We start from the raw sequence: 13,176 nt of genomic DNA, 5'->3' as shown, positions 1-13,176 counted from the left end.
GCGCTGGGGCGGGGCATGGCTCAGCCCGGCGTCGGCGGCAGGGGCGCGGTGGCCAGGTCGGCCGCGAAGACCGAGAGCAGCTGGTTGACCTGGCGGATGGTGGCGTCGGGCACCTCCTGCCCGGCGGTCAGCAGGAAGGTCATGAAGCTGCTGGTGGCGCGCAGGTCGTCGAGGAAGCGGGCATCGGCGGCGAGATCGGCCTCGCTCACCAGCGCCGCGTCCGACAGCTCGAATTCCTCGCCCATTTCCGCACCCTCCACCGGCAGACTAGGACAAAACATTCCAGGCGCGACCGCATATCCCTGTGAGCCGCGGCATCGGCGCGGCGCTTGCCGGCCGCGCGGGCTTCGTGATCTGCTGGCGGCAAGCCGGGACCCCGCCTGCCTGCCGCGGGACAGCACCGGAAAGAACGAGAGGAACCGACCATGCGCATTCCCTTCGGCCGCCGCCTGCTGCTCGGCGGGCTGCCGCTGGCCGCCCTGCCGTCGCAGGCCCAGGAAAGCTTCCCCGCGCGCGCCATCACCATCGTCAACGCCTATGCCGCCGGCGGCCAGACCGACATCGCCACGCGGCTGACCGCCGACCGGCTGGGCGCCGCCATCGGCCAGCGCGTGGTGGTGGAGAACCGTGTCGGCGGCGCGACCTCGATCGCGTCGACCGCCGTCGCCCAGGCGCGGCCGGATGGCTACACGCTGCTGGCCGGCACCAGCTCGCTGGCGATCAACCCGACGCTGCAGCCGAAGCTGACGCCGCGCGACCCGCAGGCGGAGCTGGCGCCGGTCGGCATGATCTACAGCGGCGCCTTCGTGCTGCATGTCTATCCGGGCCTGCCGGCGCGCACGCTCGCCGAGTTCATCGCCTATGCCAAGGCGCATCCGGGCCAGCTGAACTATGGCGGCGTCGCCGGCACGGTGGTGCATCTGGCGACCGAGATGCTGTGCCAGCGCGCCGGCATCGAGATGACGGCGGTGCCCAATCGCGGCGGGGTGGAAGGGCTGCTGGACCTGCAGGCCGGCCGCATCCACTGCAACTTCCAGTCGCCCGTGGAGGCGATGCCGTCGCTGCAGGAGGGCAAGACCCGGGCGCTGGCGATTTCCGCGCGCCAGCGCCTGGCCAACCTGCCGGATGTGCCGACCGTCGCCGAGACCCTGCCGGGCTTCGAGGCGGTGCTGTGGATGGCGCTGTTCGCGCCGGTCGGCACGCCGGCCCCGGCGATCGCCCGCATCGCCGAGGCGCTGGCCCGGGTGACGGGCGATGCCGACTACCAGGCGCGCATGGCGCAGATCGGGCTGACGGCGCAGGCCGGGGGCGCGCCAGAGGTGCGCGCCCTGCTCGCCGCCGACACGATCAACTGGCGCCGCGTCATCACCGAGGCCGGCATCCCGACGAACTGAGCGAGGATCAGGAAAGTTCCGCCTTCAGCGCCAGCATCGCGCCGGCCAGCATGGCGCTGGTGTTGAAGCAGACCATGCCGATGCCCGCCGCCTGCAGCCGGCGGACATCGGCGGCCGTGCGCCCGACGGTCGCGACGGGGAGGCCGGCGCGGCGCGCGGCGGCGGCGATGTCGCTGACCGCCGCCTGCACCGACGGATGCTCCGGCGCGCCCGGATGGCCGAGCGAGGCGGAGAGGTCGCCCGGGCCGATGAAGACCGCGTCGATGCCGGGCACGGCGAGGATTTCATCCAATACCGGCAGCGCCTCGGCATCCTCGATCATGACGATGACCACGGTGTGCTGGTTGCGCGTGGCGTAATAGGCCTTGGCGTCGCCGACGCCATAGGCGGAGGAGCGCGCCAGCGCCACGCCGCGCCGCCCCTGCGGCGTGAACAGCGCGCGGTCGACGACGTCGCGGGCGATGGCGGCGCTGGCGACATGCGGCACCAGGATGCCGTCGGCCCCGGCATCGAGCACGCGCTGGATGCTGGCGACGCTGCTGTCGGGCACGCGCACCAGGCCTGCCATGCCGTGCATCGCCGCGGCCCGCAGCATGTTCTCCACCGTCTCGAGGCCCGCCGGGCCATGCTCGGTGTCGATGATGGCGAAGTCGTAGCCGCAGAAGCCGGCGATCTCGACCGTGGCGGCGGAGGGCGTGCCGATGAAGAAGCCGAGCAGCCGCTCGGCCGCCCGCAACCGGCGCTTGAAGTCCTGCGTCACTTTCTTGCTGTCCCTGGACGTGGCGCAGCCGAGCATGCGCCGATGCGCGCGCCGGCGCCATCGCCGATCGCCGCGGGGGGCGCGCGCCCCCCCCCCGCGGCGCCGGATCAGGCCGCCTTGGCCGCCGCCGGCCGCGGCAGGCCGAGGCGCTGGCGCGCTTCCTCGGCGGTCGCGATGCCGATGTCGAACTCCTCCAGGATGCGGCGGATCTTGCGCACCTGCTCGGCATTCGATTCGAACAGCCGGCCGGGGCGCTCGGTGACATTGTCCTCCTGGCCGACGCGGATGCTGGTGCCCATCATGCCGCCATAGGCCGCGGCCTTCATGTTCTGCGTGCCGGTGCCGTGGATGAACAGCTCCATCTGGTCGCCGAACAGCCGCTCGGCGGTCTGCTTCATGTGCAGCAGATGCTCGATGCTCGACGGGATGCCGCCCAGGATGCCGGTCAGGAACTGCAGGATGATCGGCCGCTTGATGCCGGGCTTGCGGTTCAGGTGGTAGTCGAGGATGTAGAGATGGCCGACATCGTAGCACTCGAACTCCATCAGCATGTCCTGCTCGATCAGGATGTCGATCATGCGGTCGATCTTGGCGAAGGTGTTCTGCGTCACCAGGCCGTAGGAGCCGGGGCCGAAGAACTCGCGCTCCCATTCATGGGTGAACTCGCTGACGCCCTGGTCCTGCGCCTTGCGGAAGCGGCCGTAATTCATCGAGCCGACGATGACGGTCGCGATCTCCGGCCGCAGCACCATCGCCGCCGACAGGCGTTCCTCCGCCGTGGCACCCATCGAGCAGGACATGTTGATCACCGCGTCGCAGCGCGCGCGGATCTGCGGCAGGAAGCTCTGCCACACCGAGACCTCGTTGGTCGGGCGGCCATCCTTCGGGTCGCGGGCGTGGAAATGCAGGATCGAGGCGCCGGCCTCGGCGGCCTCCACCGACTGGGCGATCATCTGCTCGGCGGTCACCGGCAGATGCGGCGACATCGACGGCGTCAGCGTCGATCCGGTGACGGCGCAGGTGATCATCACGTTCTTGGACTTCGCCATGGATTTCCTCCGTTGGAATCTTCTGTTTTGCTGACAGCGAGACTGGACGATGCGCAGGCGGCGTCAAACGAGTTTACGACGCGGCGGCTTGAGCATTCCTCACAGCGCGCGGCGCCGGTCGCGCCGGCGCGTGCTGGCGCAGGATCCAGTCGCGGAATTCCTTCAGCCGCGCGGTCGGCTGCGGCTGCCGCTGGTAGATCAGGTAATAGGCCTCGGGCTGCAGCTGGCTGAAGGCGATCGGCGTCACCAGCCGGCCGCGCCGCACATCGTCGCCGATCAGCTCGCGCTCGCCCAGCGCCACGCCCAGCCCCTCCACCGCCGCCTCATAGGCCAGCGCGGAGCTCTCGAATTTCTGCGCCTGGCCGAGGTCGATCTGCGCGCAGCCGCCGGCCGCCTCCATCCAGCGGCCCCAGGCATGCGGGCGGATCTCGGAATAGAGCAGCGTGTGGCGGGCGAGATCGGCGGGCTGGCGCAGGGGCGGGCCTTCCTGCAGCAGCTTCGGGCTGCAGATCGGCACCAGCTCGCTGTCGAACAGCCGGTGGGCGACGATGTTGGAGGGCCAGGGCTCGTTGCCCAGGCGGATCACCAGGTCGGTGATGTCGGAATCGAAGGCGTCGGTGGTCGAGGTCAGCGACGTCGTCAGCATCACATGCCGCTGCGGATGGCCGGTGTGGAACATGCGCAGCTGCGGGAACAGCCAGCGGCTGGCGACATTGCCCGAGCACATGATGCGCAGCGGCCGCTCGCGCCGCGTGTCGGCCAGCCGGGCGGTGGCCGATTCCATCCGCTTGAAGGCGTCGCTGAGGGCGGCGAGATACAGCGCGCTCTCCGCCGTCAGCCGCACCTCGCGATGGCCGCGGGCGAAAAGCTGGATGCCGAGGCAGGCCTCCAGCGACTTGATTTGCCGGCTGATGGCGCCGGGGGTGACATGCAGCTCCTCCGCCGCCAGGGTGAAGCTGCAGAGCCGGCCGGCGGCCTCGAAGGCCCGCAGCGCGTTCAGCGGAGGAAGGGGCGCCATGCATGCTCTCCGGTCAATAGACGTCCTGGAAGGCGGTCGCGCGCATCGAGGGCCGCGCGCTGAAGCCGGAATGCCAGGCGGCCAGCGCCGGCCGCGTGGCGGACCATGCCTCCGGCGCGAAGCGGAAGTCGAGATAGGCCAGCGCGCAGGCGACCGCGATGCTGCCCAGCGTCGTCGGCGCCAGATCCTCCACGTGCTGCTCGAGAAAGTCGAGCGTCGCCGCCACCTTGGCCGCGCTCGCCGCCTCGCGCTCGATCGAGCGTGCCTCGCCCCGCGCCGCCTCGGCCAGGCGTTGGAGGGAAAGCTCCATCAGCCCGTCGCCCAGCGCCTGCAGCCGCAGCGTCGACCAGCGCGCGGGCCCTTCCGGCAGCAGCGCGCCGCCGGCCCGGTCCGACAGATACTCGACGATCACACGCGAATCGAACAGCGCAGCACCTTCCGGCAGCAGCAGCGTCGGGATGCGGTTCAGCGGGTTCAGCGCCATCACCTCGGGCGTGGTGCTGGCGCCGCTGACCACGACGCGGCGCAGCGCCAGGCTGTCGGCCAGGCCCAGCTCATGCGCCACCACCATGACCTTGCGCACGAAGGGCGAGCGGGTCGACCACAGCAGCGTCATCGCGGGCTCAGCCATCCAGCGCCACCGTGTCGGCGACGGGGAAGTCGAGCGCCACCCGCTCGCCGACGGTGAAGGCGGCGTCGGCCGCGTCGTAGACCTGCATGGTGCTGCCGCCGATATCGACCTGGTAGCGGTTCATGGTGCCGAGGAAGCCGGCGAAGACCACCGTGCCGTCCAGCCGGTTATGCGCGGCCGCCGCCGGCGCGCCGTCGCGGCGCAGCACCACCTTCTCCGGCCGCACCGAGATGCGCGCGCCGCCCGTCGTCTGCTGGTTGCCCAGGATGCATTGCAGGCTGCGGCCATCGCCCAGGCGGAACTGGCGGATGCCGGGGCCGCAGGCCTCGCCCATGGCGCCGTCCAGCCAGTTGGTGGTGCCGACGAAGCCGGCGACGAAGGCGTTGGCGGGGCGGAAATAGATGTCGCGCGGCGCGCCGATCTGCACGATGCGGCCGCGCTCCATCACCGCGATCTGGTCCGACATCTCCAGCGCCTCGGTCTGGTCATGCGTGACATAGACGGTGGTGATGCCGATCTGCTGCTGCAGCCGGCGCAGCTCGTTGCGCATCTCGTCGCGCAGCGCGGCGTCGAGGTTGGACAGCGGCTCGTCCAGCAGCAGCAGGCGCGGGCGCAGCACGATGGCGCGGGCCAGCGCCACGCGCTGCTGCTGGCCGCCCGACAGGCGGGTCGCCGACCGACCGCCGAAGCCCTGCAGGCTGACGCGCTCCAGCGCCTCCTCGACCCGGCGGCCGATCTCGGCGCCGGTCAGCTTCTCGCCCTTGGTGACGCGCAGCGGGAAGGCGACATTCTCGAAGACCGTCATATGCGGCCAGATGGCGTAAGACTGGAAGACCATGCCGATGCGCCGCAGGTTCATCGGCACCGAGACGCCCTGGGCGCTGTCGAAGAAGGTGGTGTCGGCGACGCGGATGCTGCCGGCATCGGGTGTCTCCAGCCCGGCGATGCAGCGCAGCGTGGTGGTCTTGCCGCAGCCGCTCGGGCCCAGCAGGGTGAAGAAGGTGGCCGGCTGCAGGTCGAAGCTCGCCTCCTGCACGCCGCCCGAGGGGCCGTCGCCCTTGTTGGCATAGACCTTGGTCAGTCCTCGAACGTTCAGCATCGTCCTGCTCCTCAGTGCCCGAAGGTCTTGGCCGCGTGGCGCCGCATGATGGCGTAGAAGCCGCTGGCGAAGAGCGTCATCAGCGCCGCCCAGAGCAGCCCGAGCGCCGCCACCTCGCCGCCCTGGCCATTCGACCAGAGGTCGAACATGGCGACCGAGATTGTCTGCGAATCCGGGCCCGCCAGCAGCAGCGGCAGCGACATCTCCTTGGCGCAGATCAGGAAGATGAACAGCCAGCCGGAGGCGATCGAGGGCCAGAGCAGCGGCACGACGATGCGGCGCAGCGTGGTGCCGGTGGTGGCGCCGGCGACGCCCGCCGCCTGCTCCAGCTCGGGATGGATCTGCAGCACGCCGGCATAGGCGTAGCGCATGCCATAGGGCATGTAGCGGATGGTGAAGGCCAGCATGATCAGCCAGGTGGTGCCGTAGAGCGGCAGCGGCGATTTCAGCGACAGCTCCAGCAGCGCGACACCCAGAACCAGGCCGGGGAAGACCAGCGGCACTGTCACCAGCTGGTCGATGACGCCGCCGGCCACCTGCCGCCGCGCCGCCAGCCAGCCGGCCAGCACGGTCAGCGCCATGGCGATGGTCGCGGTGCAGACCGCGATCACCAGCGTGTTGACGCCGAGGCTGAGGTAATGCGGCGAGGACAGCACGGCGTCGAACTGCTTCGTCGTCAGGAACTTCACCGCCGACCAGCGCATCGGCCGCATGAAGGGCATGAAGGCGACCCAGAGCAGCGCGCAGAGCGGCAGCGCCAGCACGACGAGGAAGTTGAACAGGATGACGCAGCCCGCCAGCCAGCGGGCGCGGCCCAGGCGGAAGGGCCGCGGACGATAGCCCTTGCCGGTGATGCTGGCATAGCGCTCCGCATGGCGCGAGATGCGGCCATAGGCGAAGAGCAGCACGCCCACCATCAGCAGCATCACCACCGAATAGGCGCTGGCATAGCCGAGCCGCGGCGGCATTTCCTTGATGCTGCGATAGATCTCGGTGGTCAGCACGTCGACGCGGCCGGGCATGCCGACCAGCGCCGGCACCTCGAAGGATTCCAGGTTGCGGATGAAGACGAACAGCGCCAGCGCCAGGATCGCCGGCCAGGCCAGCCGCATCGAGATGCGCCAGACCGTCTGCGGGATCGAGGCGCCGGACATGCGCGCCGCCTCCTCCATCTCGGCATTCGCCGCGCGGAAGGTCGCCGACAGCATCAGGAAGACCAGCGGCGACCAGAGGAAGCCCTCGATCAGCACCATGCCGCCCAGGCTGTTGACGTTGAAGGGCATCGCCTCCGCGTCGATCCAGGAACGGTAGAAGTCGTTGAACGGCCCGGCGCGGCCCAGCAGGTAGAGCCAGGCGGTGACGTAGAGGATATAGGGCGTGCCGAGCGAGATGATGGTGGTGACATAGGCCAGCCCCTTCATCGGCACGTCGGTGCGCTCCACCAGCCAGGCCAGCACGCCGCCGAAGCAGAGCGAGACCAGCGTCGCCAGCAGCGCGAAGGTGACCGAGTTCAGCGCGGCATTGCCGAGGTTCCGGCCCTGGATCAGGCTGCGATAATGCTCGAGCGTCAGCCCGCCATAGGACAGGTCGGTCTGCGTCGCCGAGAAGCTGGTCTGCAGCAGCGTCCAGACCGGCGGCAGCACCAGCAGCGCCATGATGGTGGCGACCAGCAGCCCCAGCCAGCCGCGCTTCAGCCAGGCCCGCAGCGGGCGCTGCCAGCCGATCGCCGGCGCCGGCAGGCTTCCCGCGGGGGAGGGCAGGCTGCTGCCCTCCGCGCCGATGCCCGGCATCAGGTGAAGAGCCGGCGATAGATCGCCGTCCATTCGCCCTGGCGCTCGTTGAACAGGCCGGGCGACAGCACCGTCGCCGGGTAGTTGCCGTCATCCGGGCGCAGGCCGGGGATTTTCGACGGCACCTTGGGATGCACCGGCACATAGCCGGCGCGGGCATAGATGCCCTGGCCTTCTTCCGACAGCGAGAATTCGACGAAGAGCCGCGCCGCGTTGGGATGCGGGCTGTTCTTCACCAGGCAGAGCGAGCCGAAGCTGACGATGGTGGGGTCGAGCTTCAGCCATTCCACCGGCGCGCCCTGCGAGGCGCTGATGGCGGCGTGGTAATTGTAGATCTGCAGCACCAGCGGATACTGGCCGGAAATGTTCTGGTCGAGCACGACGCGCTGGTTGCTGGGCACGTTGGCGATCTGCTGCTTCGCCAGCTTCTCCAGGAACTCCATGCCGCGGTCATTGCCCATGGCCATCAGGATATTGCCGATGAAGCCGGAGGGGCCGCCGGCGCTGGGCGTGTCCGGCCAGGCCATGCGGCCCTTCCAGCGCGGATGCAGCAGGTCGTCGTAGCGCTGTGGGATCTCGGCGCGGCGCACCAGGTCGGTGTTCACCGAGGGCGAGCTCGGCTGGATGATGTTCGCCGTCCACAGCCCGGTCGGATCCTTGTAGTCGGCCGGATAATCCACCGCCGACTGCACCTGATAGGCCTCGACCAGCCCGGCAGCATGCAGCGGGTAGAAAGTGATGCCGCCATCGAAGAGGTCGCCGCGCGGCTGCCCGGCGCGGCCCTCATTGGCGATGCGCAGCGCCGTCTCCTGCCAGGGGGCGGCGACATAGCTCACCTTCACGCCCGGATATTTCTGCTCGAAGCGCTCGATCAGCGGGCGGACGATCTGGCCGACCACCAGCGTCGTGTACCAGACCAGCTGGCCTTCCTTGCGCGCGCCGGCCAGCAGCTCCGCCTCGGCCGCCAGCGCCGGGAAGCGGCTGCCGAGGGCGGCCAGCGCCACGCCGCCCAGGCTCCGCCGGGTCCATGCCTGCATCATGACGTTCCCTTCTCCTCCTGCCGGCGGCTTGGTGCCGCCCTCTTTGCCGGGGATCAGAGCGCCATGTCGGCCAGGGGGTCAAACCAATTAGCCTCAGCCTCACTTGAGTTTTCCTCAAGGATGCGGAAGCGGATTCGCTTGTCTTTGCAGCGCAGCATGGCCGAGGCTGCCCGCGCTTGGTTAGCCCTGGCGCAAGCAAGACGCCGACGGGACCATGACAGGAGGACGCCTTGCCGAGATCACGAGGGCAGCCGGGACCCGGCCGGCCATGGCGTCGCCGCGCGACCCTGGCCCTGCTGCCGGCCCTGCTCGCCGCGCCCGCCTTGGCGCAGCCGCCGCGCTGGCCGCAGCGGCCGATCACCCTGGTCAATCCCTTCGCCCCCGGCGGCTCCACCGACCTGACGGCGCGCGCCGTGGCCGAGCTGCTGGGCGAGGCGCTGGGCGTGCCGGTGGTGGTGGAGAACCGCCCCGGCGGCGGCACCAGCATCGCGGCGACGATGGTCGCGGGGGCGAAGCCCGACGGCTACACGCTGCTGGCCGGCTCGCCCAGCCTGGCGATCAACCCGGCGCTGCAGCCGGGCCTGACCCCGCGCGACCCGCAGCGCGAGCTGGCGCCGATCGGCACCACCTATGCCAGCGCCTATGTGCTGGTGGTGGGCAGCGCGCTGCCAATCCACGACCTGGACGGGCTGCTGGCCGCGGCGAAAGCCGAGCCGGGCGCTATGAACTTCGCCAGCAGCGGCATCGGCGCCACCAACCACCTGGCGCTGGAACTGTTCTGCCACCTGGCCGGGGTGGAGATCACCCATATCCCCTATCGCGGCGCCGCGCCCGCGCTGCTCGACCTGCGCTCCGGCCGGGTGCAGGGCATGTTCGCCGGGGCCACCGAGATCGGCGCGCTGGTGCGCGAGGGCGTGCTGCGGCCGCTGGCGGTGACCTCGCTGCAGCCGGTGCCGCAATTCCCCGAGGTGCCCACCATCGCCGCGCGGCTGCCCGGCTTCGATGTCACCGTCTGGCAGGGGATCTTCGCCCCTGCCGCGACGCCGCCCGAGGTGCTGGCGGTGCTGGAGGCGGCGCTGCTGCGGGTGACCCGCGGCGAGACCCTGTCGGCCCGGCTGCGCGAGCAGGGCGTGCGCGTCACCCCGGGCGGCGCCGGGGACCTGCGCCGGCTGCTGGCGGAGGAGACCGCCCGCTGGGGCCAGGTCATCCGCACCGCCGGCATCCGCCTGGAACAGCCCTGAGGGGGAAGGAGGGCCGATGCCCTGGATCGATGTGAACGGCGTGGCGCTGCGCTACCAGGACAGCGGCGCCGGCGAGATCCCGCTGGTGCTGCTGCACGAGATGGGCGGCACGCTGGAAAGCTGGGATTTCCTGGTGCCCCTGCTGCCGCCGCGCCTGCGCGTGCTGCGGCTGGACCTGCGCGGCGCCGGGCTGTCGGAAAAGCCGGTCGCGCCCTTCACCATGGAGGATCTCGGCCAGGACGTGCTGGCGCTGTGCGACGCGCTGGGCCTCGTGGCGCCGATCGTGCCGATGGGCTGCGCGGTGGGCGGCGCCCTGGCGCTGCACCTGGCGGCGCGGCACCCGGCGCGGATGCGGGCGGTGATCGCCACCTCGCCGGCGACGAGCGTCGTGGCCGAGCGCAAGGAGGCCCTGCGCGCCCGCGCCGACGAGCTGGAGCGGCGCGGCGCCCGCGCTTTGACCGATGCCGGGCTGGAGCGCGGCTATCCGACAGTGCTGCGCGACGACGCGGCGCGCTTCGCGCTGACCCGGGCGCAGCGCATGGCGGCCGATCCGCAGGGCTTCGCTGGCACCATGCGGATGCTGGCCGATCTGGACATGGAGGCCGAGCTCGGCCGCATCGCCTGCCCGGCGCTGCTGCTGGCCGGCACGCATGACCAGGACCGGCCGCCGGAGGGCGTGCGCGCCGTCGCCGCCCGCATCCCCGGCGCCGAATTCCGGGAATTGCCGAGCGGCCATTTCATGGCGATCCAGACGCCGGCGCTGGTGGCGGAGGCGATGCTTCGTTTCCTGGGCTGAGCTGAAGCGAAACAAGGGAGGAAAAACCCATGTCCCCACAGGACAGGATCGGCCGCCGCGGCGCCATGGCCACGGGGGCGGCGCTGGCCGGCCTGCTGGACGGCCTGCTGGCGCGACCCGCGCTGGCGCAGCCCGAGGCCGCGCTGCTGCGCGCCGCCGAGCAGGAGGGCGAGGTGGTCTGGTACACCACCTATATCGTCAACCTGGCGGTGCGCCCGCTGGCCGCGGCGTTTGAAAAAAAATATCCAAAAATCCGGCTGCGCTATGTCCCGGCGCCGCCGGTCGAGGGCGTCACCCGGCTGCTGAACGAGAACCGCAACGGCAGCGTCCAGGCCGATGTCTTCGACAGCGGCACCGTCTTCGTCCCCGCCCATGCCGCGGGCATGGTGGCCCCCTACAAGCCGCGCGCGGCGGAAAGCTTCGCCGCCGACTACAAGGACCCGGAGGGCTTCTGGACCGGCGTGAACCTGCAGGTGGCCACCGCCTCGGTCAACACCGAGCTGGTGAAGCCCGCCGATATCCCGGTCAGCTACGACGACCTGCTGCATCCGCGCTGGAAGGGCCGCATGGCCTGGAGCGACAACCACAGCTCGACCGGGGCCACCGGCTTCATCGGCAATATCCTGCTGACCCGCGGGCCGGAGCAGGGGATGGCCTATCTGCGGGCGCTCGCCCAGCAGCGGGTGGCGACCGTCGCCGCGGTGCAGCGCGTGGTGCTGGACCAGAACATCGCCGGGCAATATCCGCTGGTGCTGTCGATCTACAACTACCACGCCCAGATCAGCATGGCCGAGGGCGCGCCGATCCGCTGGCTGAAGATGGAGCCGGTGGTCTCCTCCTTCGGCACCGTGTCGGTGCTGAAGCAGGCGCGGCACCCGAACGCGGCGCGGCTGTTCATCGAGTTCCTGCTGTCGGAGGAAGGCCAGGCGGTGCTGCGCGACGCCAACTACCTGCCGATCCACCCGAAGGTGCCGCCCAAGGTGCCGGCGCTGATGCCCGAGGCGGGCGGCTTCGCCACCACCATCATCTCGCCGATGCTCTATGCGCAGCACGAGCAGGCCTGGCTCAAGCTGTTCCGCGATCTGTTCCTCTAGCGGGCGCGGCCATAGGATCGGCGCCCGTCTCGCCGAGACTCGCAACCGATGAAAGCCGCCGCATGAGTACCGCCGCATCGCCGCCAGCCCGGGCCCAAACCCATCTGGCGGTGCTTCTCGTCCTGGGCGTCACGCATCTGCTGAACGACCTGATGCAGTCGCTGATCCCGGCGATCTACCCGATCATCCGCGATTCCTACGCGCTGGACTTCGTGCAGATCGGCCTGATCACCATGACCTTCCAGATCGCCGGCTCGCTGTTCCAGCCGGTGATCGGCTACTACACCGACCACCGCCCGGCGCCCTATTCGCCGGTGATCGGCATGGTCTTCACCCTGTCGGGCATCCTGACGCTGGCCTTCGCCTCCAGCTACACGCTGATCCTGGTGGCCGTGGCGCTGATCGGCACCGGCTCCTCGATCTTCCACCCGGAGGCGACGCGCATGGCGCGCTACGCCGCCGGCGGCCGGCAGGGGCTGGCGCAGGGCATCTTCCAGGTCGGCGGCCAGGCCGGCGGCGCGCTGGGGCCGGTCTTCGCCGCCTTCGTCATCGTCCCCTGGGGCCAGCCGAGCCTGGCCTGGTTCTCGGTGGCCGCGCTGGCCGCCATGCTGCTGCTGGTCTGGATCGGCGGGCAGCAGGCGCGGATCAGCGCGCAATTCGCGGCGCTGCGCTCCTCCATCGCCAAGGCGCGGGCGGGCAAGCCCGCGCACAGCACGGCCACCATCGCGGTCGGGCTGGTGGTGCTGACGCTGCTGATGTTCTCGAAGAACGCCTATGGCGAGAGCTTCCGCTCCTTCTACACCTTCTACCTGATGGACCGCTTCGGCCTGTCCATCCCGTCGGCGCAGATGATGCTCTTCATCTTCCTGCTGGCCTCGGCGGTGGGCGCGCTGGTCGGCGGCATCATCGGCGACCGGGTCGGGCGCTACCGGATGATCTGGTTCTCGGTGCTGGGGCCGCTGCCGCTGACCCTGATCCTGCCCTATGCCGACCTGTTCTGGACCGGGGTGCTGACCGTCTCGATCAACCTGATCATGGCCAGCGCCTTCGCCTCGATCCTGATCTACGCGATGGAGCTGCTGCCGAACCGCATCGGGCTGGTCGGCGGCCTGTTCTACGGGCTGAACTTCGGCATGGGCGGCATCGCGGCGGCCATCCTGGGCGCGGTGGCCGAAAGCCATGGCATCGAGACGGTCTACCGCCTCTGCTCTTTCCTGCCGCTGATGGGGCTGCTGGCCTGGTTCCTGCCGAAAGCGGAATAGCG

General features: G+C 70.4%; 13 protein-coding genes. 5 read left to right on the top strand and 8 right to left on the bottom strand.

Annotated features, from left to right (window positions below):
* Positions 1-20: 20 nt before the first annotated feature.
* Positions 21-245, bottom strand: coding sequence for a hypothetical protein (locus GVN67_RS01370; protein ID WP_159992464.1), 225 nt, complete (start codon positions 243-245; stop codon positions 21-23).
* Positions 246-425: 180 nt separating this feature from the next.
* On the opposite strand from GVN67_RS01370, the gene GVN67_RS01365 reads away from it, so the two are divergent.
* The gene (locus GVN67_RS01365; protein ID WP_159992463.1) at positions 426-1,394 is read left to right on the top strand and encodes a tripartite tricarboxylate transporter substrate binding protein; all 969 of its coding nucleotides are present in this window, start codon (positions 426-428) and stop codon (positions 1,392-1,394) included.
* A gap of 7 nt (positions 1,395-1,401) precedes the next feature.
* On the opposite strand, the gene GVN67_RS01360 is transcribed toward GVN67_RS01365, so the two are convergent.
* From GVN67_RS01360 to GVN67_RS01330, 7 genes are all read right to left on the bottom strand, one after another.
* Positions 1,402-2,154: an HpcH/HpaI aldolase/citrate lyase family protein gene (locus GVN67_RS01360; protein ID WP_159992462.1), complete on the bottom strand. Its 753-nt coding sequence runs from the start codon at positions 2,152-2,154 to the stop codon at positions 1,402-1,404.
* A 107-nt stretch (positions 2,155-2,261) separates the two neighbouring features.
* Positions 2,262-3,203, bottom strand: coding sequence for a 3-keto-5-aminohexanoate cleavage protein (locus GVN67_RS01355; protein WP_159992461.1), 942 nt, complete (start codon positions 3,201-3,203; stop codon positions 2,262-2,264).
* Positions 3,204-3,276: 73 nt separating this feature from the next.
* Positions 3,277-4,221: a LysR substrate-binding domain-containing protein gene (locus tag GVN67_RS01350; RefSeq protein ID WP_159992460.1), complete on the bottom strand. Its 945-nt coding sequence runs from the start codon at positions 4,219-4,221 to the stop codon at positions 3,277-3,279.
* 13 nt (positions 4,222-4,234) lie between these two features.
* Positions 4,235-4,852, bottom strand: a complete 618-nt coding sequence (locus tag GVN67_RS01345) for a glutathione S-transferase family protein (RefSeq protein ID WP_200845072.1) — start codon at positions 4,850-4,852, stop codon at positions 4,235-4,237.
* Positions 4,845-5,951 carry an ABC transporter ATP-binding protein gene (locus GVN67_RS01340; protein ID WP_159992459.1) on the bottom strand — a complete coding sequence of 369 codons (1,107 nt, stop codon included), beginning with the start codon at positions 5,949-5,951 and terminating at the stop codon, positions 4,845-4,847. The genes GVN67_RS01345 and GVN67_RS01340 overlap by 8 nt, the downstream gene beginning before the upstream one ends.
* A gap of 11 nt (positions 5,952-5,962) precedes the next feature.
* A complete protein-coding gene (locus GVN67_RS01335; RefSeq protein ID WP_159992458.1) occupies positions 5,963-7,741 on the bottom strand; it encodes an iron ABC transporter permease in 1,779 nt (592 codons plus the stop codon).
* Positions 7,741-8,781, bottom strand: a complete 1,041-nt coding sequence (locus tag GVN67_RS01330) for an ABC transporter substrate-binding protein (protein WP_159992457.1) — start codon at positions 8,779-8,781, stop codon at positions 7,741-7,743. Before GVN67_RS01330 ends, GVN67_RS01335 begins: the two co-directional genes overlap by 1 nt.
* 230 nt (positions 8,782-9,011) lie before the next feature.
* On the opposite strand from GVN67_RS01330, the gene GVN67_RS01325 reads away from it, so the two are divergent.
* The 4 genes from GVN67_RS01325 (at position 9,012) to GVN67_RS01310 (ending at position 13,174) form a co-directional block, all read left to right on the top strand.
* Complete coding sequence (locus GVN67_RS01325; protein ID WP_159992456.1) at positions 9,012-10,022, top strand: tripartite tricarboxylate transporter substrate binding protein; 1,011 nt, start codon at positions 9,012-9,014, stop codon at positions 10,020-10,022.
* A 16-nt stretch (positions 10,023-10,038) separates the two neighbouring features.
* A complete protein-coding gene (locus GVN67_RS01320) occupies positions 10,039-10,818 on the top strand; it encodes an alpha/beta fold hydrolase (RefSeq protein ID WP_159992455.1) in 780 nt (259 codons plus the stop codon).
* A 29-nt stretch (positions 10,819-10,847) separates the two neighbouring features.
* Positions 10,848-11,912 carry an ABC transporter substrate-binding protein gene (locus GVN67_RS01315; protein ID WP_159992454.1) on the top strand — a complete coding sequence of 355 codons (1,065 nt, stop codon included), beginning with the start codon at positions 10,848-10,850 and terminating at the stop codon, positions 11,910-11,912.
* 62 nt (positions 11,913-11,974) lie between these two features.
* A complete protein-coding gene (locus GVN67_RS01310; protein WP_159992453.1) occupies positions 11,975-13,174 on the top strand; it encodes an MFS transporter in 1,200 nt (399 codons plus the stop codon).
* Positions 13,175-13,176 lie beyond the last annotated feature (2 nt).

It is taken from the genome of Roseomonas sp. 18066 (assembly GCF_902706185.1).
Taxonomy (GTDB): Bacteria; Pseudomonadota; Alphaproteobacteria; order Acetobacterales; family Acetobacteraceae; genus Pseudoroseomonas.
The sequence above is the reverse complement of the archived record's forward strand: the minus strand, read 5'-3'. Positions and strand labels throughout refer to the sequence as shown.

Bases quoted from the DNA above. Each gene is read 5' to 3' on its own strand.
- GVN67_RS01370 (WP_159992464.1), bottom strand. From the start codon at position 245: ATGGGCGAGGAATTCGAGCTGTCGGACGCGGCGCTGGTGAGCGAGGCC.
- GVN67_RS01365 (WP_159992463.1), top strand. From the start codon at position 426: ATGCGCATTCCCTTCGGCCGCCGCCTGCTGCTCGGCGGGCTGCCGCTG.
- GVN67_RS01355 (WP_159992461.1), bottom strand. From the start codon at position 3,203: ATGGCGAAGTCCAAGAACGTGATGATCACCTGCGCCGTCACCGGATCG.
- GVN67_RS01350 (WP_159992460.1), bottom strand. From the start codon at position 4,221: ATGGCGCCCCTTCCTCCGCTGAACGCGCTGCGGGCCTTCGAGGCCGCC.
- GVN67_RS01345 (WP_200845072.1), bottom strand. From the start codon at position 4,852: ATGGCTGAGCCCGCGATGACGCTGCTGTGGTCGACCCGCTCGCCCTTC.
- GVN67_RS01340 (WP_159992459.1), bottom strand. From the start codon at position 5,951: ATGCTGAACGTTCGAGGACTGACCAAGGTCTATGCCAACAAGGGCGAC.
- GVN67_RS01335 (WP_159992458.1), bottom strand. From the start codon at position 7,741: ATGCCGGGCATCGGCGCGGAGGGCAGCAGCCTGCCCTCCCCCGCGGGA.
- GVN67_RS01330 (WP_159992457.1), bottom strand. From the start codon at position 8,781: ATGATGCAGGCATGGACCCGGCGGAGCCTGGGCGGCGTGGCGCTGGCC.
- GVN67_RS01320 (WP_159992455.1), top strand. From the start codon at position 10,039: ATGCCCTGGATCGATGTGAACGGCGTGGCGCTGCGCTACCAGGACAGC.
- GVN67_RS01315 (WP_159992454.1), top strand. From the start codon at position 10,848: ATGTCCCCACAGGACAGGATCGGCCGCCGCGGCGCCATGGCCACGGGG.
- GVN67_RS01310 (WP_159992453.1), top strand. From the start codon at position 11,975: ATGAGTACCGCCGCATCGCCGCCAGCCCGGGCCCAAACCCATCTGGCG.